Source organism: Methanohalophilus sp. WG1-DM (genome assembly GCF_004104135.1).
In the GTDB taxonomy this organism is placed as follows: Archaea; Halobacteriota; Methanosarcinia; order Methanosarcinales; family Methanosarcinaceae; genus Methanohalophilus; species Methanohalophilus euhalobius.
The window spans coordinates 29,037-51,149 of record NZ_RRBA01000012.1 but is presented as its reverse complement, the minus strand read 5'-3'; the positions used below and the strand labels follow the sequence as shown (position 1 = coordinate 51,149).

Genomic DNA, 22,113 nt, shown 5'->3' with positions numbered 1-22,113 from the left:
TTATTCCCCCTCCCCATGTAACAGATGAGGTATGATCATACGGGATGCCGAAAGCAGATTGTCATTACATAATGTATCGGCCATCCATTCACAATCATCAATATTTATGCTATCACTTTTACGCTGCACAGATGAATACATGTATTTTATCAGGTTCAAACGTTCATGTTTTGAATTACCGCATGTAACCAGGTCTGAAATGAGAGTTCGAGATTTTTCCCGATAGAAAGCAATAGCAAATATCCTGCTTAACTGTTCAAAATCTTTGAGATTATGAGGGAAAACAAATGAAATATGGTCCTTTCCAGGCATAGCAGAACTTATAGCTGTGACTGACATGGCACCTTTTGGAATTTTGATTATATTGTAATCATCTGTGCTGGTATTCTGCCTGAATTCTTTCTTGGCACTGGATTCCATCTCTCTTGCTGCATCCAGCAGGAAATAGATAGGAAAACTGTTATCCGCAATTGCAATTCCACAGGAAATGGTCACGGTAGGATTCTCAAATGTAGTGGTATCATAGAATTTCTTTTTAAACATGAACTCTTCAGATACATTTTCAATCAAATGACTTGCAAACTGGATGACGCCTTTTGCATTCATGAGAATAAGTACATCATCTCCACCTGCATAGAGTACATCGATTCCAAGATAGTCAAGACCCTCTTTTCGATGCTTTACCAGGTTGAGATTCTGTTCTTGATCAAGAAAAGTGGTTATTGAATCTTCCAGTATTTTGTCGAATTTTGTCTTGAAGGTGTGACTCTTATAGGTATATTCTGCAGGTGTGCTCGTCTGCTGGAATAATCTACCCATCATGTTTCCGTCGATTACCAGTGCACCGATCGATTCACCAAGATGGGAAAGCTCTGTGGGTATGGAACAATCATGAGTATTCTTGATATATTTGTTGAAAAGACTGTTTTTTTGGTCTTTGCCTTTTTCTTCTTTCTCCTTGCATACCTTGCAAGAACCACCACTTGATGCTTCAGGTCTTTTGGCACAATACTGGCATGTCTTTTTCGTATTCTTTATGGGCTGTCTGGATCTTGTCTCATTCTTCCTGGTTTCAAGTTCGTTCTGCGATTTTTCCAGAGTATCATTGAACTGTCCCGCAACGTTTGCAAGTTCTTCTTCAAAGGTAATTACCGCAGCCTGCAATCCATCGTTTGATTTATCCTTTACTTTCTTTTCTATGGCCTCTTTTAATTCACATTCATAATCTTCAGTTGCTGGAATGAATGAGAGAAGATTGCCTCCTCCCCAGAAAAGGACTGCTTCAGGACATACTTTATGTGCAATTACTTCTTTTGCTACTTCGAGAACTTTGTCTACAAAGTAACTTCCACCCCTCAACATATTGAGTTTATCTGCTTCACCTATGAACCCTTGAATGCCCATTACATCAAGAGAAAGAATACCGATGTTGCCCGATATTGGATGTGTTTTCCCGAGATATTTTACAGGCCCTCCATAACATACAGAATCATAGAACAGTTGAGCAGAGTTTGCTGTCGGATCTTTGATTTCAACCTTGCAATCAATTGTGCTTCTATTACCCAGTACAGTGGTATGATTCTTTTCCAGACATTTCAAATCCTTTGCATCACAGTTGATCTCATGAGGAAATATTCTATCCTTGCTTTCAAGATGGAGATTTCCGTTTTCCAGATTACTGTCAATTTCATTGATCCTGTCTGCAGCTGAAGCCACTGTATCTGCTTTGCTGAGCAATCGTTCCAGTTTTGTGGAGGTATCTCTTGAATGATGCTGTGCTGCAAGTTTTGGAACGATTTTATTCAATTCATACTTTTCAACAAGATTAGAACTGGTATTTTCAAGTATGTGTTCCAGAATTTCTCTTGTTTGAGTGGTATGATGAGAATATGGTCCATACCTTACCTTTTTACTTGATGAGCGCGGTTTTCCAATATCATGTAACAGTGCAGCAATCCTTAAAAGAGAAACAAGATCCTTTTCTGCATAATCAGCCTTTATATCGTATTCTTTCAGACATTCCTCCAAATATGACTTATCTTTTGCAATATTTTGAAACAAAATACATGTTGCAACAGCCGATGTGTTTTTCATGTGATGGAAAAGGGAACATATAGGGAAACGAGAATCAGAACATATATTGTTGATGAATTCTGATTTTTCAAGTTTGTCATAGATATCGTCTGCAGCATCACTCAATTTTTTTGAATTGTCCAGGATCCCTATGATATCGTTAATGAAGACATCCAGTGTTTTGTTACTCTGTTCTGGATAATCAATATCTTCCTTTATTTTTTTAGTGAACCAATCACTAACCCCAATATTCTGATTCTTCTGATTCAATCTGTATCCTCCTTATTTGTCACCATGAATCCTCCAAAGCCATAGGTAGTATGTTTTCCAATCTGCAAGGCTTCACCCATTCCCAGGATCGTGCCTATTTCAGATGGTAAAGCGGATGTGTCGTATTCCACCCAGCCTTCAACCCCGCTGAAAAACATTTTTTTGTTATTTATGTTTACATGGGAATATTCCACAGTGTTTATATCAAAATCGACAATCTCGGCATCTGATTCAATTATCTCTTCACCGACATGGAATGGATAGTTGTCCGTATCGTGATATTTTGCAATACGATTGTAAGCACGAATGCTAGACCTGAGAATAGTATTAAAGGACGGTATAATCTCCATATCCTGATTGCTCGTGAGATGGAGAGGTGAAACAGTAGCTATTCTGACCCTATCTTTTGTATTAATCGGTTTGATATTCTGGTTGTAGGCTTTTATGGAATCGATTTTGTATTTTTGTCCACCAAAATGAGTATTATTTTCATTCTTTTTGATATAGGAGAGTATCTTAGGCGCAAATTTCTTTTTATCGCCATAGAGACGTATTATTCCCCTGATTTTCTGTTTATCTGCAAAAGCAAGAATTGAATATGGCCTGACACCTGTTTTTTCTTTGAACACCATAAAATAAGGACATTTCTCTGTATCCTTGCAACCTTCACATTTTTTATTCGTGTCACATTTCAGGTTATAGCCAAGCCAGCCTCTGAATACACTGCCTATGAACTTCTTCTTGACGTTTTGATTAGTGGATATATCCACCTGTACAACCGTGGTTATCATGACACTCTAAATAATAAGAAGAGGATTCATATAAACTTATTGTATTTATTCTGTACAGGGAGTTATTTCTACATGAATTAATGCAATAAACGCACCTATATGATTTTAAATCATGAATACGTCATAGATTTAATTCGATTAATGAACTATGTGTAAAGACCTTTATAAGGGGTTGAGCCAAAAGGAGGTCTGTACACACAGATTATCATTTTCAGGCAATTGTGGGCAGCGTTAATTTTCACGACGCCTCCTGCTATCGATTGTACAGACCTTTTTAAAGGGTACTGGCAAATTGAGGTCTGTACACTACCCCCTCAAAAAGAAGTATTCTAAGGTCTCCAAAAAGGATTTAAAGGAAAAAAACATAGGGTTGACATAAGCACCCGTGATAAAAGGGAATGGTAACCAATTAAGTACACTTCTATAAGACTTCATGTTTTTGGAGTTGACATAAGCACCCGTGATAAAAGGGAATGGTAACCACAATTCAACGGATAGTTCCGCAAGTTCCTCACAGCATGTTGACATAAGCACCCGTGATAAAAGGGAATGGTAACTTCAGTGAAAATACAGGTGTGCTGTGCCCGTTTGTTTTTGCGTTGACATAAGCACCCGTGATAAAAGGGAATGGTAACGCAATAAGTTCTGCTACTGTTGGTTTTGTATTTTCTGTCATGTTGACATAAGCACCCGTGATAAAAGGGAATGGTAACCCTATACCTGCACCACACTACGTATAGTTTTACTAAGTTGACATAAGCACCCGTGATAAAAGGGAATGGTAACTCTAATAATTGGAATGTGGCCTCATCACGGGCGATAGTGTTGACATAAGCACCCGTGATAAAAGGGAATGGTAACTAATAATTGGTTCATTAGTGCATTCACGGCTAGCCCCGTGTTGACATAAGCACCCGTGATAAAAGGGAATGGTAACAATCTATATGTGGCATTTTAATATCAAACCGCATTGCGGTTGACATAAGCACCCGTGATAAAAGGGAATGGTAACACACCGTATACTTCAACTATTGTAGGATAATTGCTTTGGTTGACATAAGCACCCGTGATAAAAGGGAATGGTAACAGTATATGTCATCCCAATCCGGGCGGGCGAATGATGTTATGTTGACATAAGCACCCGTGATAAAAGGGAATGGTAACTCTGGTTGAACGTTTCCTGGTCAGTTATGTCAATATAAGTTGACATAAGCACCCGTGATAAAAGGGAATGGTAACTCCAATCCAATATACTCACCAACACTATCAGGATGAAGTTGACATAAGCACCCGTGATAAAAGGGAATGGTAACTTTGTTCTGTTTTCGGCCTGTGTCCAGGAAAATTCCACGTGGGTTGACATAAGCACCCGTGATAAAAGGGAATGGTAACCCAGTTCACCTGCGCAATATTTGAGATGAATATTGAGTTGACATAAGCACCCGTGATAAAAGGGAATGGTAACGCAGAGGACAGGCCAACATCTGCAAGAGTCGCAACAATTTCGTTGACATAAGCACCCGTGATAAAAGGGAATGGTAACTTGTCATTGTACTCTACCCTAGCTACTATTTCGTCGTGTTGAAAGTAGCTCCCGAGAAAATAGGGAATGGTAACTACTCAATCTCAAAATCTTTCTTTTCTGTGTTGTAGTTGAAAGTAGCTCCCGAGAAAATAGGGAATGGTAACTCGTCATCGACGAAATGGAGATCTATTCCTTGATTGATCAGTTTCAAATATAAATTCATCTCTTTTGAAACAGGAGATTCCTTCCGTAAGGTAGGAGAGATAAGAACAAATTTTATCGAAGTTCTGGAAGAGTAACGTTAATCTGAATCCTTAATACTACTTTTTCAAATTAAATCACCTCTAAAAAATACAATGAAGTCCTACCTCTCCTAAAAAACTGAAATAACAAAACTTATACAACTTACCATCAATCATTTGCTGGAAAAATAAAATATGAATGGGGTACTAAAAAGTGGGAGATATCAAACTCAATCCTTCACAATCACAGGCAGTTGATTATACAGACGGACCACTTCTAATACTAGCAGGTCCTGGTTCTGGCAAAACCCTGACCATTACGGAAAAGGTCGTAAACCTTGTGGATGAAGGATTTTCTCCTGACCGGATACTTGCCCTTACCTTCTCTGAAAAGGCCGCAGGTGAGATGGAGGAGAGAATTGAAAACCGCATTGGTGAATCCAGCGGAATTACGGTATCCACCTTTCATTCCTACTGCAATGATTTGCTCAGGGAGTTCTCCCTGTATGCTGGCATCAACCAGGGTACCAGACTGATATCACAGGAACATTCCCATGTCTGGGGAATAAACAATATCGACTCCTTTGGTTTTGAGAATATTGCGATTCCCAACAGACCCTATGATCTCATCACAAGCCTGCTGGAGGGTGTGTCTCAGTTACATGACCATCTGGTAGGTCCGCAGGAATTGCTGGATTTTGTCACGCGAAAGCTGGACGAAATAGTTGATGAAGAAGAAAGGGATGAACTGCTCAAACTTGCCGACCTTGCCAGGTTCTATTCACATTACCAGCAGTACAAACGGGACCATAATTTCATGGATTACGATGACATGATCACAATGACATGTCGCCTGCTGGAAAACAATGACGTTGTTCGAAATCAGATTCGCAACAGATATGATTACGTCCTGGTAGATGAATTCCAGGATACAAATTATGCCCAGCTTTTTCTTATCAATCTAATTGCTGATGGCACAAATCTTACCTGTGTTGCTGATGATGACCAGTGCATCTACCGATTCAGGGGTGCCTATCTTTCCAATATCAAACAGCTGCAGGATTACTATGCATCCCTTGAGAAAATACCTCTGGACCGCAATTACAGGTCCAGCTCACAGATAGTACAATTATCCCAGCAATTGATTGCAACAAATCCGGAAAGGGAAGATAAGACTCTGCATTCCCACAATGGCGATGGGGAGATAATAAAGGTAGTAAAAACACCCGATGACTCCAGTGAGGCCAGGTGGGTTGCAGATGAGATTCAGCGGCTGATTGAAGAAGAGGATATTACTCCTGAAGAGATCTTTGTACTTACCAGGAAACGTGCTGATGGGAAAAAGTACAGTGATGCATTGAAAGGCAAAATGATCCCTGTGGAATATGTGGGCAATCTGCAGCTTAAAAATTATCCCATTGTACAGGAAGCCCTGGCCTACATGTATATTGTTGCTGATCCTTTCAACAGTGGAATTGCTTTTGCCAGAGTGTTTGCAAGGGAAGGAGTAAGTGAACATGACCTCCAGAAGATCAATACCGTGGCAAAAAAGCTCAGCCGGGAAACGGAACTGGAAGGGGACGGAATCTATTCTGTGCTGCAACACCATCTGGATGATGTGCCGGTAATTCAAAAGGCACTTGTCAAGTCCATCCTTGCCAGGCTCAATGAACTTATCGATTACAGGAAGAATCACCTGCCCTCTGGTACTGTGAAGTATCTATTATCCGAGAAAACCGACCTATACAGGGCCCAGTTGCTTGCAGATACCGTGGCTTCCAGAAGGAATATTCATATCCTCAATTCCCTGAACAGTATGGTAGAAGATCTGGAACTTGTGGACGGGGGTTCTGAATTTGCCAGGGCTGTTGAATATCTGGAACTTGTTTTCAATCTGGATATCGGGGAGGAGGAAACCAGTGAGGAAAATACTGTTAAGGTCATGACCATCCATCAATCAAAGGGTAAGGAAGCAAAGGTTGTTTTTGTCTGTGATATGGCTGACCGCCATCTTCCCCTGAGATTCACCAAAAAGCAGTTCCGTGTTCCCAGGGAACTTGAGAAGGGTGTGCAGAGGGATGTGGAGGATAAAATCCTGCACTTGGAGGAAGAGCGCAGGCTGGCCTATGTAGCCATGACCCGGTCCAGGGAAAAACTGTATCTCACATTTCCTGAAAAATATGCAGGCAACAAACGAGGTGTCAAGCCCAGTGAGTTTGTCACCCAGTTAGATTGTGAATCCAATCCCCTGATTGAATACATTGAAACTGACAAATTGCAGGATACAGAGACTGTTGCCACGGAATCGCCATTGAAAGGGAAACAGGATGAATATCTCAGGCTTTTGAACATGTATGCCGGCCAGGGTCAGATGAAGCAGGCACTGGAGTCACTGGTGGTGCTGACTCAGTTAAAAGAGATAGAGGATAAAGGCAACCTGGCTGTTTTTGATATTGAGGATTTTCTGAAGATCACACCCAAAGAGATGGGAGAATTGGAGGCACTGGTGAATGAAGATTTACCACCTCTTGTAGATTCTGATATGCGCTTTTCAGCGTCCAAGATCAGGCAATACATGGAGTGTCCTCTGAAATTCAAGTATAGCAATGTACTGAATATACCGATTCCTCAAAAGACATTCTTCCAGACAGGAACCGATGTGCATTCTGTGTTTGAACAGCTTTGCAGGCACAAGATGCAGGGTGAGTCCATTGATATGGAACTTGCCACTCGTATCCTGGATAAAACCTGGGATGGTTCTGTTTTCGATTCAGAGATCCATGAGCAGCAGGAACTTGAAAGAGTCAGGCAGATGCTGGAATACTGGTTTGAGTTTGAAAAAAGCAATGTCAATGAAACGATTGCTGTGGAGGAAAAGTTCGATCTCAAACTGAACGGAGCACAGTTTGGAGGGGTGATTGACCGAATCGACCAGACTCCTGAGGGTGATTATATTGTTATAGATTACAAAACCAGCAAAAACCCATTGAGCAAGAACAAGATGCCAGAAGATGTACAGCTTGCCCTGTACTGCCAGGCTGTCAGAGAGAGGTATGGAAAATATCCTATCAAAGCAGGGCTGATGTATGTCAATCCGAAGATCCGTGACCTCAGGTTAATGGATGTGGACGAAGCACAGATCAATTCTGTACTTGATGGTGTCAGGCAGATCGTAGCGGATATCAAGGCCGAGGACTTTGAGATCAAGGAAGAGCCGAACTGTTATTTCTGTGAATATAAGGGGATTTGTGAGTGGTACAATGAAAGTTGAAAGGAGGGACTCCCTCCTAACAGTAGAATTTGTTATCTAAAATAGCGAGAATCAAGATTTCCTATGATGAGGGTCTTTTTGAAATCCCAGAGCTTTTGAGGCTGCATAGTCCGCCTTTTCATTCTGTTCTCGAGGAATCCATTCCAGTTTTATTGAATTGAACTGTCCGACTAGCTTTTTAGCAGTCTGGCAGGGACCTTTAAGATTATCACTTTTTACAGACCATTTTCCATTGACTTGATTTACTACAAGTTTGCTATCTCCCTGTACATTGATGTCAGTCCAACCAAGGGCTTGTGCCTTTTTTAATCCTTGAATTAGGGCATTGTACTCTGCTTCATTATTAGTGCCAGTCCCTTCAAGCATTTCGGATATTTCATGTAGGACTTGTCCATTGTCAAGAAGAACTGCTCCGATTCCTCTTTTACCGGGATTTGGTATTGCAGCTCCATCAAATTGAATTAGTTTCATTTATTCACAGATTTTAAATATCATATAAAGAAGTTTTGCTATTTGTTGTTTGTAGATTTTCATGAATACTTGTGTATAAATATCTACTCAAATATTAGCTAATGATCACATAAAGAACAACGCTTTCTGCACAGCATCTATCGGGTCATCATAAAAAGATAGCTGGAACTTGCTCAACACTTCAGGTGGTACACTTCCCAGCCTTGATGTGGAAGCAGAAGGAATCAATACTTTCTTTGCTCCGGCATCAAGACATACCTGGAGAAGGTCTGCCAAATTATCCACTGCATTAATGGAGCCACCTATTGTCATGTCTCCAATTATGGCAGTTTGTTCATGCAGTGGCTTGTCAAGGGCTCCGGAACATAGACTGATAAAAGCGGAAAGTGTCAGACCATCTGCCAGTCCGATTCCATACATATCCTGGAAGTTGAGGAAATAATCACTTTCTTTGGTGGATATGGATTGGCTGATAGATTTGGCATTGGCTTTGAAGTAATTGATAGCGGTTTTGACAGATTCTTTGGCTGCTGAATTGCTGCTAAGCCCTGTGGCTTCATATTTTCCATTCCCGGTGGCAATTTGCAGTTCTAACTTATAGACACCGATTTTTCCGTTTTCATTTGGAGCAACAGCAAAGGCTTCACCTGGTTTTCCAAGTCCTGGAGGAATAATCTTGTTACCACCACTTTCCGGAACGTTGACAAACTCTTCTTCCATGGTTTCATTATCCAGATAGGAGAAGTTTACATCGAAGAATTCCATACCGCCGATCTTTTTGAGTTGTTCTTTTACACGCCTTCTGCCTTCCAGAGCATATTGAAGTACTTCTTCAGCTTCTTCCCGGGTGATTTCTCCATTGGGATAGATTAATTTAACAAGCCCTGAATAGGTTTTTTTCACAGCGATTACGTCTCTCTGGTTCAGATTGGACCCCATCTTGAAATAGTTGAATAGACTGTCTGCATAGGAATATTTACGCATTTCACGGAAGAATTCGGCAATATAGTCTACAATAAAACCATGTTTGTCGGTGAAGTGTTCAGGCCTAAATTTTGGGACCTCCCAGCCCGGGAGATAATAATGTATCCTGTCAAAAAAGGCGCTGTCATTATTCATTGCTTCAGGGAAGGGAGCAAACAGATGGTGAGTTTTTAAAAGAGAGGATACGCTTTGGTTGATATTACCTACAAAGGCTATAGAGGCGTTGGCATTGATCTGCTCTTTACCTCTGGCAAAGGACCCGGAAGCCATGTAGTCTTTCAGAATCTGGATGCCGTCCTTATCTTTGAAATTGATACCTGCAACTTCATCAAAGGCCACAACATCCCACATGCCCACCAGTCCTACCTGACGTGTGGACATATTGTAGAACAGGTTTGCTACAGTGGTTTGTCCCCCGGAGATAAGGACTGAATTGGGAGAAATTTCCTTGTAAACGTGGGACTTGCCTGTACTCCTGGGGCCGAGTTCGCACATATTATAGTTGTTTTCGACAAAGGGTACAAGCCTTTCAATAAGATGCCACTTTGTTCTTTCTTCGAGATTGGAAGGCTCCATTCCCACAGAGCGCAGCAGGACGTCCATCCATTCTTCTTTTGTGAAAAAGTTCCTGTTTTCAAGGATCTCGTTTACATTGATGTTGGGCAGTTGAATGGGTTTTAAGTCCGAAATTGTGAAGGGTGAACCCATCTGGTCTGGTTCATATTCCATTTTGACGATACACCAGATACCTCCACCAAGCAGTTTATCATAGCGCATTACATAATCAGATTCAACTTCCACCTGGACAATTCCCAGATTGGAAAATACAGCTTCATAGACATCTCGTCTCTCATTCAGTTTTACAGTTACCTTGTCTATTATTGTGTAATAACCACTTTCCCTGATACGGGATTTTATCTTTTCAGCTTCATCCGGTCTGACATAGTTTCGGGACAGGATGTTTTTTACCTTTTCTACACCGGCTGCTATAAGCTCTTCATCATCGGTGGCACAGTTGGAGCCCAGCAGGTATTCAAGGACATAAACCGGCACATTGTAGCCTACTTTCATCATTTTGGTGAGGTCTTTGCGTACCACACGGCCTGCAAAGTATTGCTGCAATTTCTCATCAATGGATGTATCAATTTCTGTCCCGTTCATTTTTCTGCCTCAAAAATCAAAATCATCTTTCAGTAGTAGATCTACTTCAAAAGGTATCGGCTCTATTACATTCTTATTAATCGCAGTTGGATCATCGTCTATCAACTTGAGATAATATGTTTTGTTCTCTACATTATTCCCAAGGGTTAATATGACCTTCTGCTGGCGTTCTGTAGGTTCTTCTGAGGAACGTTCCAAGATCACGGTCTTTTCATCACTTACCTTCTCACCATCAAATTCGCTGTCCCAGAGGGCTATACGGACTTTCAAAGGTTTAAGTTTGTCACTTACCTTTTCAGTCTGCAGCAGGTTTACAGAGAAGGAATTGCTTGTGATCCTTCGACCCGGATTTGTAACAGTTACTCCAACTTTGCCTTTTTTGATTCCTTTGCGCTCCAGCTCTGCACTCTTTTTATAGCTATATTTGAGGACGGGTATTATTATTTCCTGAGGAGCCAGCCCCCCATGGACAAATTTGTTTCCGCCTCCCTGCATCCTGAATCTCAGATCGGCTACCGGGACATATGCATAAAGATCGTTTTCCGTTTCAACAAGATTGTTGATCTTGAATTTGTGAGTGTTCATCACATCGATATCTTCTGTAGTGAGGATGAAGCGTTTTTTAGAGTCGATAATTCTGTCTTTATCAAAGGTTGCTTTATCGAGTTTGTAAACACTTTCCAGGTCATCCCGTCTGTAGATGAAGCCGTGGTCAGATGTAACAATTACATTATTCAGAAGTTGGGAGGTAGTGAGTTTGGAAATCATTTGATGGACTTCCTGTATGGCGGTTTCTGTCTCTTTGAATACTTTATCTTCCGAAGATTCGTTGTCACCTGTGGAATCAATGACATTGTGATAAATATAGAAAATCCTGACATTTTTGAATTTCTTCAGGGCTTCTTTTTGTGTTAGACTCAGTAGTTCATCAGAGGTCAGGGTTACGCTGTCAGGAGTTGCCTCGTCCACTATTTTTGCTCGGTTGGGAGTGCCTTCAGTGCTAATACCATCGGCCAGATAATGATTATTCTTAAGTTGCAATGAATCATGAGGCAGCAGGGATGCCATTCCCAATTTGGTGTAGGAAGGAAGGGAACCAACCATTGTTTTAAGTTCCATTGTACCCTGGCTGGATTTGTTGAGTCTTTCTCGAAGTTCTACAGCGATCTCATAGCGCATCGCATCGGAAATTATGACTGCAATCTTATCCCTGTCATTCTTTTGAATGGTGTTTTGCACATATAATTTGTAGAATTCATCCTGTCTGTCTGCAAGTTCTACTTTCCAGTAATCCCCAACATCTGTATTGATCAGTTCACTCCAGTGGCCGAGCATTTTGTCGATAAGGTTATTGTTGTACAGGTTTTCCACACGTTCCCTGATCTTAGAAAGAACGTCCGTCTTGTTGTCGAGGTCATAATGGAAGTAAAATTTACGATAGTAATAATCCATCTGGTAGAGGTCCTTCTCATAATGGGCTATGAATCCACGTACATCTTTACAGGAAGCAAGCGTTTTTTCAAAGCCTTTGGCAAACCTATGGAGTTTGATTGCATATTCCAGGGCACTGTAGATGTGCTGGAATTGCGGATACCAGTGTTTGGATTTTCTCTGGAAGATCCAGTCCAGATATTTTTCATATTCTTCCAGATCGTTACATAAACTGTCCACGATCTGTCTTATGATTGCTCTGTCGAATACGTCAAAGGCTTCTGCATCCAGGTAATTGCCAGGTTCAGTTTCTTTGATCTCCTGCTTGAGGTATTTTTCGAGTTTCAGCTGGCTGTCTTCAAAGGTTTCCCTGCTGTATTGATCGAAATAAGTCCCATCTTTGGAGTGGTCCATCCATGTGCGGATGAAGATCTCACATTCATTACTCATGGAGTTGATGTAGTTTTTATATTTCTTCAGCGGAAGAGCCGTGTTTCGCTTTATATGGGTTAGGAGGATGCTCAAAAATAGTTTGCGTAAGGTGGGATCAGATTGTATAAATCCGAAGTATTTGCCTGCGAGTTCCCAGAAATCGTCTTCAAGGTTGAGTCTTTGTATTTCGGCCCAGGCGGGATTTTCGTTTTCATACAGGGATTTGAGGAATAGTTTGCGGACTATGTCTTTAAAATCGATAGTATCTGAGCCTGTGAGCACTGTCAGAAAGCCCAGTACCATTTCATCCCGGCGCCATTTTGGGTCATAGAATTTGCGGAAGGGCTCCACACGTGCCTTGCTTTCAAAGAACTTGTAATGCTCTTCCAGAAAGGTATCCAGATCATAGCCTTCGATGCCAAATTCACTCTTTATATCGGATATCCGGCTGTTTTCAAACCGCTCGGAGTACAGTTGTATATCGAGCAACCAGTTCTTGTCAGGCTGCGGTTCGCCTCTGGATGAATATATCAGGAAATGGGTATCAGGTTTATCCTCTTCAATGAGTTTCTTTGTGTCAAAGAAGTTCTGCTCAAGCCTGTGGACCTGGATATTGTTCTCCTCGAGAATCGGTTCGATCTCCTCAAGCCCACCGTCAGCTGCAGTCTCGTCCTTATCATACCAGAAGACTATCCTGCGATCACTGTATCCTTCGGTATCGTTGAATTTCTTAAGTATGGCCTGTGCGGTCTTTTCGGCGTTGAGCATGGTTGAGGTTCCGTTATGAAAACAAAATATTCATACATTCTATGACAAATTCACTCTACTAGATACAAGTTCTTATATTGGTTATTTGCATAGTTATCCGACATTCCTGATATATAATCGCAAATAGTCGAAAGGTATGCATAGTGATTTTCAACAAGACATTTTAGACATTTGTCTTTTATCGTAGTTATCTCGTTATTTTCAGTGTTATTAATTGCTTTCAAATGTTCGTAGAATACATCATTTCTTAAGTTCTCCTGATTCATTTTAAATATTGCAGGAGTTAGATTTAATTTTGTTAAATCTTCCATTTTTAGAGAATTGTTCAATGCAATTACATCTGAACGACTTAGTTGGGTATAATTCACATCATTAAAGTTTATAGCATTGTCATCATTTTGTAATGACATACAATATAATTTAGAATTAGATCTAAGTTTATTTTCAAGTCTTTTCAATGCATATGAAGGCATCTGAAGAGGATTTGTGTAATATGCTTTGAATAATTGCCTTACCACAAACCGAGATTTACCATCAAATTTATTTACATCGTATGAGTTTAATATTTTATAGTTAACTAATTTTTCAATTTTTTCATTAAGTTCTTTGCCGAATGGAGATAAATCAACAACTTTAGTCTCCAATAAATTTCTTTCATTATATTTATTTAATTTGCTCATTTTTAATATATTTCTTCTAGAATTTGCAAATACATCAAGAATAAAATATTCAATCATGTTTCTTACCAAATTGTCTTGCCTTATAAGCTTAGATTCGGATTTTTTGCTTTTAAGCAAACTCTCTTTAAGTCGAATTATAAGATCACATAATTTATCTAAATATTCTCTATCAAAGTTATTATATTGATATTTTGTAGATATTATTTGGTCGACTTCGTTTATTATTTTTTCATATAATACTTTTTCTTGAATGTCTAACTCTTTGTTTCTCAAACCATCATCAATATCATGTTGCCTTTGAGCGATTTCATCAGCAACTTCGACAATTTGGCCTTCAAGTGTAACTGAAAACTTGCTATCAAGATGCAGTTTCCCAATTAAAGATTCATTATTTACAAATCTCTTTATATCCCACTTTGATTTTGTTTTTGTGTGCTTAAGTATTCCTTCTAAAACTTGCCAGGAAAGATTTAATCCTTCATAATTTTCATATTTTGATTGGACTACATCCAAAATACGTATTGAGTTATAGTTATGATTGAAACCGCCTAAGTTTAAAGGATATTTGATTAAGCCAAGGTTATCTTCCCCACTCATAACTTCATCTAAAACCCTTTCTCCCTGATGGCCAAAGGGTGCATGACCGATATCATGCCCAAGAGCAATTGCTTCAGCAAGATCTTCATTTGCATCTAAATATCGTGCTAAACTTCGTGATATTTGGCAGACCTCTAAAGTATGAGTTAATCTTGTCCTATAATGGTCTCCTTTTTCATTAGAAAATACCTGCGCTTTATGTTGTAATCTCCTGAAAGGACGCGAAAAGAGTATTCTATCTCTATCTCTTGCAAATTCACTTCTTTCAGTATCATTTAATATTTGACATTTCAAAGGTAATTTTTCTTCAATTTTATTATTTAGCCTATCAGATTTCTGAAATTGTTGTTTTAATTCATGTTTCATATCTTCCCCACCAAACCCTCGAACAACTTGTAATTCTCCTTGACCCCGTCATCCAGATCGATCTCAATATAAGCATCCGCCTTGTTCTTGAACACTTCATCATAAGCCATGATCTCCTCGATATACCCGGCCAGTTTTGCCTTCTCCTTTGCATTCCGGGCATCCTCACTGGAAAGCATCTGCCTTTGAGCATCCATTTTTCCTTCCAGTTTAAGCAGGTACTCGGTCCGCATTCTGGCAAGCGTGGTCCTGTCATAGCGGTGCATGTAGACCAGTGCATTGAACGCCCGTTTCTTCCCTGAAGTAAACAGCCAGTAAATCGGCCGCTTCTTGTACATCTTCACATGGTCCTTGTAGAAATCCCTGAGGAAATAATCCCGGATGACCTGCTCGGACGACTTGGTTTTCTTCTTACTCCCGGAGGAAAGCGCCTGTGCTATGAAGTCCATATTCTCCGAGAGTTTCTCCGGCCCGAAGGTCACCTTCAAAAACTCCTTGAACCTGCCCACGATATCATCGGCGAAGTACTCCTCATCCAGTATGGGAATGATGCCATCCTTATCCGGCAAGAACTCTGCATCAGGCACTTTCTCCAGGAATTCCTGCATCCCTTCACCCTGATTGGCAAGGATCAGTCCTTCCTTATGTGGAGAATACCGCCCGAACATGCAACCCACGGCGTAGGAGATAAATTCTTTGATGGTATCATTAAGCAGAAGTGCTTCCAGTTCTTCCTCTGATTTGTTGTTTCCATAACGGTAATAGGGGTTGCAGGTTAGCGTGATCTCCGAAAGTGGCACATCCGATGTCAGTTCATCCTGCAAACCATAGGCTTCAATGAAAATACGGTTATTCTCCTCTTCCAGTCGCTGCATTTCCAGTGTCATTTCCTTCCAGTGAGCGCGGAGGTTGGAATAGGTTTCCTCGAGGGTTGATTTGTGGAATTCGGTTTGAAGGAATGGTGAGATGGTGAAGTCCCAGGATGTTTCGTAGGAATCCCAGTCGGATTTTGATATATGTATAAGTTTCGTAATAGGCGAAATAAAGTTAGAAGCTTTATTGATAACATCTATAGGTAATGGGAAATCTGCAACCTGGCCTACTTCAAAGTTTAGTGTAGGTGACAAGGAGTTGACCGCTTTTGTCATAATTTGAGAGTTCATACAACCAAGAAGCATTTCTCTTTCTTCTTCTCTATCCAGAAATATTGAGCAACCAGCAACATCAAAAATAAAACCTTTTGGATAATACCTTAAAGAAAATCCACTACTAGTTACCTTCGACCAACTTACAGATGGCAAAAAATAATACTCTGTATTTTGTGGACGAGATCGAAGTTTACCATTAGAATCAAAATAATTGCGGATATTATAACCATCATTTTCCCAATTTAAAACAAATTCTTGATTACCATACCATTTTCGATATTCTCCGCCTTTATTATATGGAAACCATTTTAATCCCGATTCTTTTGCTTCTTCTCTCGACCGAAAACCAAAACCTACATTTTTTATGTTTAATTCTGACCACAAACGTAAGAATCGGTCATTGTCTGCTGTGGCAAGTCCTTGGCGAGGTGTTGCTATTTTACTTAAAGTGGTTGATTTTTCGTAAACGTTCAGTAGAGCGTCGCTCACCCAATAAGCAATCGGACTCCCTGGAATCTTCTTGAAATCGGCGGCGGAGGCAGTGGTAAGGCGTTCGTTTTGAATTGGGAAATCTTCAGGTTCACCATTTTCATCTAAATCTTCGTAACGGACATAGGAAAAATGACCTTTGAACTCAGGTCTTTTTGCCTTTTTCCATGCAGTAGCGGCAGTTCCAAAAGCAATTCTCATGACCATATTTGTCATATGTACCATGCACTGGATTGAATAATTATTAAGAAGTTTATTTCTGAAATTTTCGTAAGATGATAAAAACATCCAGCTCTGCATTGTTACCATTGTGTTATAACCGGCTTCTTTTGTAAGATCAAAACCGTGTTCTATAAATATAGCAAACAGATCGGATTTGCTATCCGGATAATTATCTTTAGCGTACTTCTTGAGAACCGGATTCATTCCTTTATTACCCATATACGGCGGATTCGTCACCACGCAATCATACTGGCTGCTCATCAGTTTGGCCTGTTTGATGATGGCATCCGGGCTGTTTGGCACATCTCCGAAAGTATCTATGGCAGGATTCTTGCTGAACTTTGCGTATTCGGCATCGATTTTGTCGAAATCGAACTTGGGCATTTTGAGGATGGAGCCGTATTCCTTGGCATCCTCGAAGAATTCGATGAGGCGGTGCAGTTCGGGATACTTCTGCTCGGGGATGTAATCTATATTGTTGGTCTCCTGGATGGAACAGAGGTTGAGCTGGATGTCTTTTTCGAATAACTTGCGGTCGTATTTGTGGGCCTGCATCATCAGGGCAAATCCTGCCAGTTGGGTGGCTCGGTCATCGATCTCCAGACCATAGAGGTTCTTGTTCAGGATAAGGGGAGCGATCTCATTATCCAGATAACCCATGGAGCGGTAAATCTCATAAAATACATCAAAAGCATAGACCAGAATATGGCCTGATCCCATCGCCGGGTCCAGCAGGGTGATTTCCTCCGGGCTGTAGACCTTCTCTTCCGGTTCAGGGGTCTCCTGGTCGATGAAATATTCAAACTTGTCCTGCAGAGTGGGATTTGGATTGGATTCCAGCCACAATCTGCCCAGGGAATTCTCCACCATGTACTTTACAATCCACTTCGGAGTGAACAACTGGGTTGCTGCAGGAATATTCTCCTTATTGATCTTCACATTCTTCTTCAGGTTGGCAAACACCTCTTCCTTGCGGGGTGCCACGTAATCCTGATAAATCCAGCCGATGATTTCGACTTCCTTCCAGTCCTCTTCAGGAATAATCTCATTCAATTCCACAAGGACAGAATCAGTATGGAGCAGGTATTCCGGAATGAGCAATTCCGTGTAATCCTCGATATGCTCGAACAGGAATGGCATGATCTCATGCAGGTAATTGCAGATTTTGAGGATCAGGTAGTGATAGAGTTCCTCATCTTTGCCTTCGGCTTTGAGGTCCAGCACATAATCAAGGTCAAGTTGCAAAAAATCCAGGTCTGCAGCTTTTGTCAGGATTTCAGGTTCCGCTCTTCCTTTTTCTGACGAGGAAAATACCCTTACAGGTAGGTAATCATTGACCTCCATGAACTTCAGGGCCACAAACCGGTTAAACCAGGTATATGTTACTTCATCCATCACCTGCTCATAACCCTTCTCGGCTACTTCCTTCACAAGCCGTTCACGCTGGTGTTTGATCTTCTTATTGTAGACCTTGCCACCGATAACAATGGAATCCGCATGCTCTGAATCCACAGGTAATACTTTATCCGGCAGGATACCGTAAAAGGCAGCCCTATCCTTTACTTCCTGCTCCAGTTTATTTCGTAATGAATTGGAAAATGTAATGATACTGCTCTTATCCATTAGACCACCTTGATCTTGTTTTCTTCAAGCAGGAATTTCAGTTTTTGCCGAATACTGTCTAGATATTCTTCAATGTCTTCTTCGGTCTCGATTTTCTTTTGACTCTTAAATTCAGACGCATCAACCACCCTTACAGGTTTGACATGAGGCTTTTCTCCTCCACCTTCACCATCATCTCTTTCCCTGATTATTTGCAATTGTCTGGCAACTTCATCAGTAACATCCTTGTATAGGTCATCGATAGAATCATTCAGGGTTTTTGCATATACACAGTCTTCACATTCTGCAATCTTACCCTTTAGATGATCAAAACGCTGCAAAACACGATCTTTGAAACCATTCCCTAAGTTACCATAAGAATCGATTTCCCGAGCAACTTCTGTCCTGCGGAGATCCAGTTTCCTGTACCCTTCTTCCTTTAGATTATCAAGACTCTTCTGGAGAGCATCATCTATTTTCCCACCTAACTGCGGTAATTCTTTGATACGGGGGTATGGTTTATCCATCTCCAGAATTTCCTGTACAGTCCGGACATTTTGCTTCATATCTGCATCGAGAAACTGCAGATTCCGCTCATATTTATCTGCCCTGTTGTACATTTTCCTGAAAATATCAACCATCTGACTTTCAAAGAAACCAATCGAATGTTTGGCTTCTTCGTGAACTTCTATCAATTCATCTTTCCTATCTGCAACCTCCTGCAAAAAATCAGATGGATCATTGATTTGATTGATTTCTTTCAGAAAATCACTGTAAGCTTTGATCTCTTCTCTGCCCGGATAGGCTTCTACTTCCTGATAACGTCCAGCATATTTTTCTGCAGCATCCCTTTTCTCGCTGAAAACCTGCTTTGTATATTCAAAAAGATCATTCTCTTTTTCAGGAATTGCCGTCCTGTCAAAAACATCATTCAACACATCTCTGACAGCCTTTATTGTCTCCTGATTAGATTTTTCCCAAATCTTTACAACTATTCTATCAGCATCTTCCCTTTTAGTCAGATAACGGGCAATCTCATCGGCATTCTCAGATTTAAGGATCAAAGCAGTTTTCTGGTAGGAGAGTTTGATTTCCTCGTTGGCAAAAAGAGTGGCTACAAGACCTGCAATGGTCATATCCTTCCAGCCATATGGTTTGCTCGAAAACTTCTCCTTGATATCCTTCAAAACAAGGACATCATTCCTTTGATGTCGGACTTTGATATAATCACGCAGTTCTTCAAGAGCATTCCTATTTGTATCAGACTTCCCTACACCAAACTTTTCCAGGTCATCAGCTCTTAATACCCTCAATACATCCTTATCAGAATCGTAATCATAAGTGACATAGGATGCCTTACTGTAAACATTCTGGGAAAGTTCATCAAGCCCATCCTTAATTCTCTCCTTAGGGTTTTTCTTCTCAATACCGCTCACTTCTTTCCCATGAATAAAAACACGTGCATTCTTTGCACTTTCAAATACTGCCCTTTTAGCCTCATCAATTAGTTTTTCCTTTTCCACTTCCTTGGAACGGAGAATATCATTAATTTCTGATATATTGGAATTTGAACTATTTTGACGCAGATATTTCTCTATTTTCAGGTGGGTGCGAACCATATCAACTACTTTACTATCCGGAGGGAAAACAAACAGTAAAGTTTCCTTGGAATCAACATTGCTCAACACATCTCCGGACAGGGATTGTTGATCACTTTTATGATATAATTCATCTGAAAGGGGTGTCAGGAACTTAACAGACAGGTCAGCATTGCCGGCAGATTTGTACTTTTCATCAACTGCTTTGTTAAACTTATAATCCTTATATCTCGTAGGACAAATCTCACTGGAATCACCGAAAATATATGTATAAATCGTATCCAGAACACGGTAATTCTCAACTTCGGTATTTTTGATTTCTTTGTTGATTTCCTGTTCTTCATTGGTCAGGAAATGATAACTATCTCCGGACTTACTGATAAGGGTCTGCTGTTCTAATCTTTTAAGGGATTCATCCACCTTTCTCTTCAATTCCAACTTATCCTCATCTACAGAACTCACTGAAAGGACAACCAGATTATCCAGATTTGGAACGACTTCTTTTACATTTCTTATTAAAAACAGTAACTTGAGAATCTGATTGTCAAACTCCTCTAACTCTGAATTGTCCTGAGCTTGAGTGATAGTAGACTTGATAATGGGATCAAGGAAACTCTCAACTGTATCATAAAAAGAATAAAATGGAATAAGTTTGCCCATATTCTCTTCAGCATACTTTTCAGTAGCCTCTTTGAAAGCATTAAGCATCGAACGTTCACCTTTTGCCAGATGCTTGCCTGTAAACCCACTGTTTCTAATTCTCTCAAAGACCTTTTGCAAAACGAAAAATTGGTAGGGCACATAAGGATAAACATTAATGAAATCTTCCTCGCCCCTGTAGAATTTCATCTCAGCACAATCTTTGGAAAAAGCCAGCAAATTCTTAAGTTCATATTTCTTCTCAGCAAAAAAGGCTGCAAGGGTTGCATTATATTCTTGCTTTTTTGCAAGTATCCTCTTTTTGATAACTTCATCCACATTGGCACTGGAAAGACTCAATCTGGTATCGAATCGTCCCTGGATCTTTGAGAAATCATAACCTTTGACACGGTCTTCTGTAATAGTATCAATGTCTGCCTGTGCAGTCACAACCAGCCACGCTTTCCCTGCCAGTTTTGTGCCCAATTCCTCTGCAATGGTCTGCAGATTCAGCATCATCTTGCTATTTTCACCAATATACTGTCCAATCTCATCGATCAGGAAAATAACCTGATGATCTTTTCCCTGGGATTCACAGTATTTTTCAACTTTTTTGGCAAACTTCTCTACATCCAGATGATAAGTCTCCCCATCATTTAGAAAGAGAGTATTCAATGATTCCCTGCTCTGATAATTACAAGCCACCAGAGCATCAATTATAGCATCCTGTTCAAAAGCATATGAATCACGCCTCTCTTCCCAGGAATCCCCTACAATCTTTTTGAACTCAAGTTTGAATTGTTCATACAATTCTTTTTCAGTTAAGTCCTCTTCCAGGTCTGCTATCCAGAATACATCCCCATAGAAACCTCGCTTTTCATTAAAAGCTCGCATCAAAATATTGACAATCGGTTCCGGATCTGCATGGATAGTATTGGCCTTAGAATCAATATTGAAAAGTATTACATCCTTGCTGCCAAAATTAACAGAATTTTCAATATTGCTGTAGATTGAAGGATCCTCAACTTTTTCCTGGAAAAAATCAAGAGCATTTTTACCTTTCACATTACGGTTTTCCAGGAGATAAGACAGCATTTTGATAAAATGTGATTTACCGGACCCAAAAAAACCGGAAACCCACACACCTATTTTATCTGTGGGAGTAAGCATTGCATCATAATAGCGCTGGAAAAAGACATCCAAGTGTTTTGATGTCTCCCTTGTAATTACATATTCATCAAGTTCGGTATCGACAATATTTTCGTCATATTGATCGACCTTGATAACTCCTTTAATATCCCTTTTTATATCCTTTTCAAAAAGATCCTGTATCATAATATCATTAGTCATATT

At 40.3% G+C, this 22,113-nt stretch carries 9 protein-coding genes and 1 CRISPR repeat array; of the genes, 1 reads left to right on the top strand and 8 read right to left on the bottom strand.

The genetic code is table 11. From position 1 onward, the window contains the following. Entirely contained in the window at positions 1-2,343 is a 2,343-nt protein-coding gene (locus CI957_RS08105; RefSeq protein ID WP_128754633.1) for an HD domain-containing protein, read from the bottom strand. Further along, positions 2,340-3,134 carry a CRISPR system precrRNA processing endoribonuclease RAMP protein Cas6 gene (cas6, locus tag CI957_RS08100; RefSeq protein ID WP_128754632.1) on the bottom strand — a complete coding sequence of 265 codons (795 nt, stop codon included), beginning with the start codon at positions 3,132-3,134 and terminating at the stop codon, positions 2,340-2,342. Before cas6 ends, CI957_RS08105 begins: the two co-directional genes overlap by 4 nt. A 369-nt stretch (positions 3,135-3,503) precedes the next feature. Beyond that, positions 3,504-4,823: a CRISPR direct-repeat array (repeat unit 37 nt; unit sequence GTTGACATAAGCACCCGTGATAAAAGGGAATGGTAAC). A gap of 292 nt (positions 4,824-5,115) precedes the next feature. Between cas6 and CI957_RS08095 the strand changes: the two genes are divergently transcribed. Then, positions 5,116-8,172 carry an ATP-dependent DNA helicase gene (locus tag CI957_RS08095; protein ID WP_128754631.1) on the top strand — a complete coding sequence of 1,019 codons (3,057 nt, stop codon included), beginning with the start codon at positions 5,116-5,118 and terminating at the stop codon, positions 8,170-8,172. 51 nt (positions 8,173-8,223) lie between these two features. Here the strand turns inward: CI957_RS08095 and CI957_RS08090 are convergent, their stop codons facing one another. The 6 genes from CI957_RS08090 to brxC form a co-directional block, all read right to left on the bottom strand. Beyond that, positions 8,224-8,643 (bottom strand): ribonuclease HI family protein, encoded by a 420-nt coding sequence (locus CI957_RS08090; RefSeq protein WP_128754630.1) that lies wholly within the window; start codon positions 8,641-8,643, stop codon positions 8,224-8,226. Positions 8,644-8,748: 105 nt separating this feature from the next. Beyond that, positions 8,749-10,788 (bottom strand): protease Lon-related BREX system protein BrxL, encoded by a 2,040-nt coding sequence (gene brxL / locus CI957_RS08085; RefSeq protein ID WP_206631058.1) that lies wholly within the window; start codon positions 10,786-10,788, stop codon positions 8,749-8,751. 9 nt (positions 10,789-10,797) lie between these two features. Continuing rightward, positions 10,798-13,419, bottom strand: a complete 2,622-nt coding sequence (pglZ, locus tag CI957_RS08080) for a BREX-1 system phosphatase PglZ type A (RefSeq protein WP_128754629.1) — start codon at positions 13,417-13,419, stop codon at positions 10,798-10,800. A gap of 50 nt (positions 13,420-13,469) precedes the next feature. Next, positions 13,470-15,062, bottom strand: coding sequence for a deoxyguanosinetriphosphate triphosphohydrolase family protein (gene dgt, locus CI957_RS08075; protein WP_128754628.1), 1,593 nt, complete (start codon positions 15,060-15,062; stop codon positions 13,470-13,472). Continuing rightward, positions 15,059-18,544, bottom strand: coding sequence for a BREX-1 system adenine-specific DNA-methyltransferase PglX (gene pglX / locus CI957_RS08070; RefSeq protein WP_128754627.1), 3,486 nt, complete (start codon positions 18,542-18,544; stop codon positions 15,059-15,061). Before pglX ends, dgt begins: the two co-directional genes overlap by 4 nt. Further along, positions 18,544-22,110, bottom strand: coding sequence for a BREX system P-loop protein BrxC (gene brxC, locus CI957_RS08065; RefSeq protein ID WP_128754626.1), 3,567 nt, complete (start codon positions 22,108-22,110; stop codon positions 18,544-18,546). The genes pglX and brxC overlap by 1 nt, the downstream gene beginning before the upstream one ends. Between the last annotated feature and the right edge of the window lie 3 nt (positions 22,111-22,113).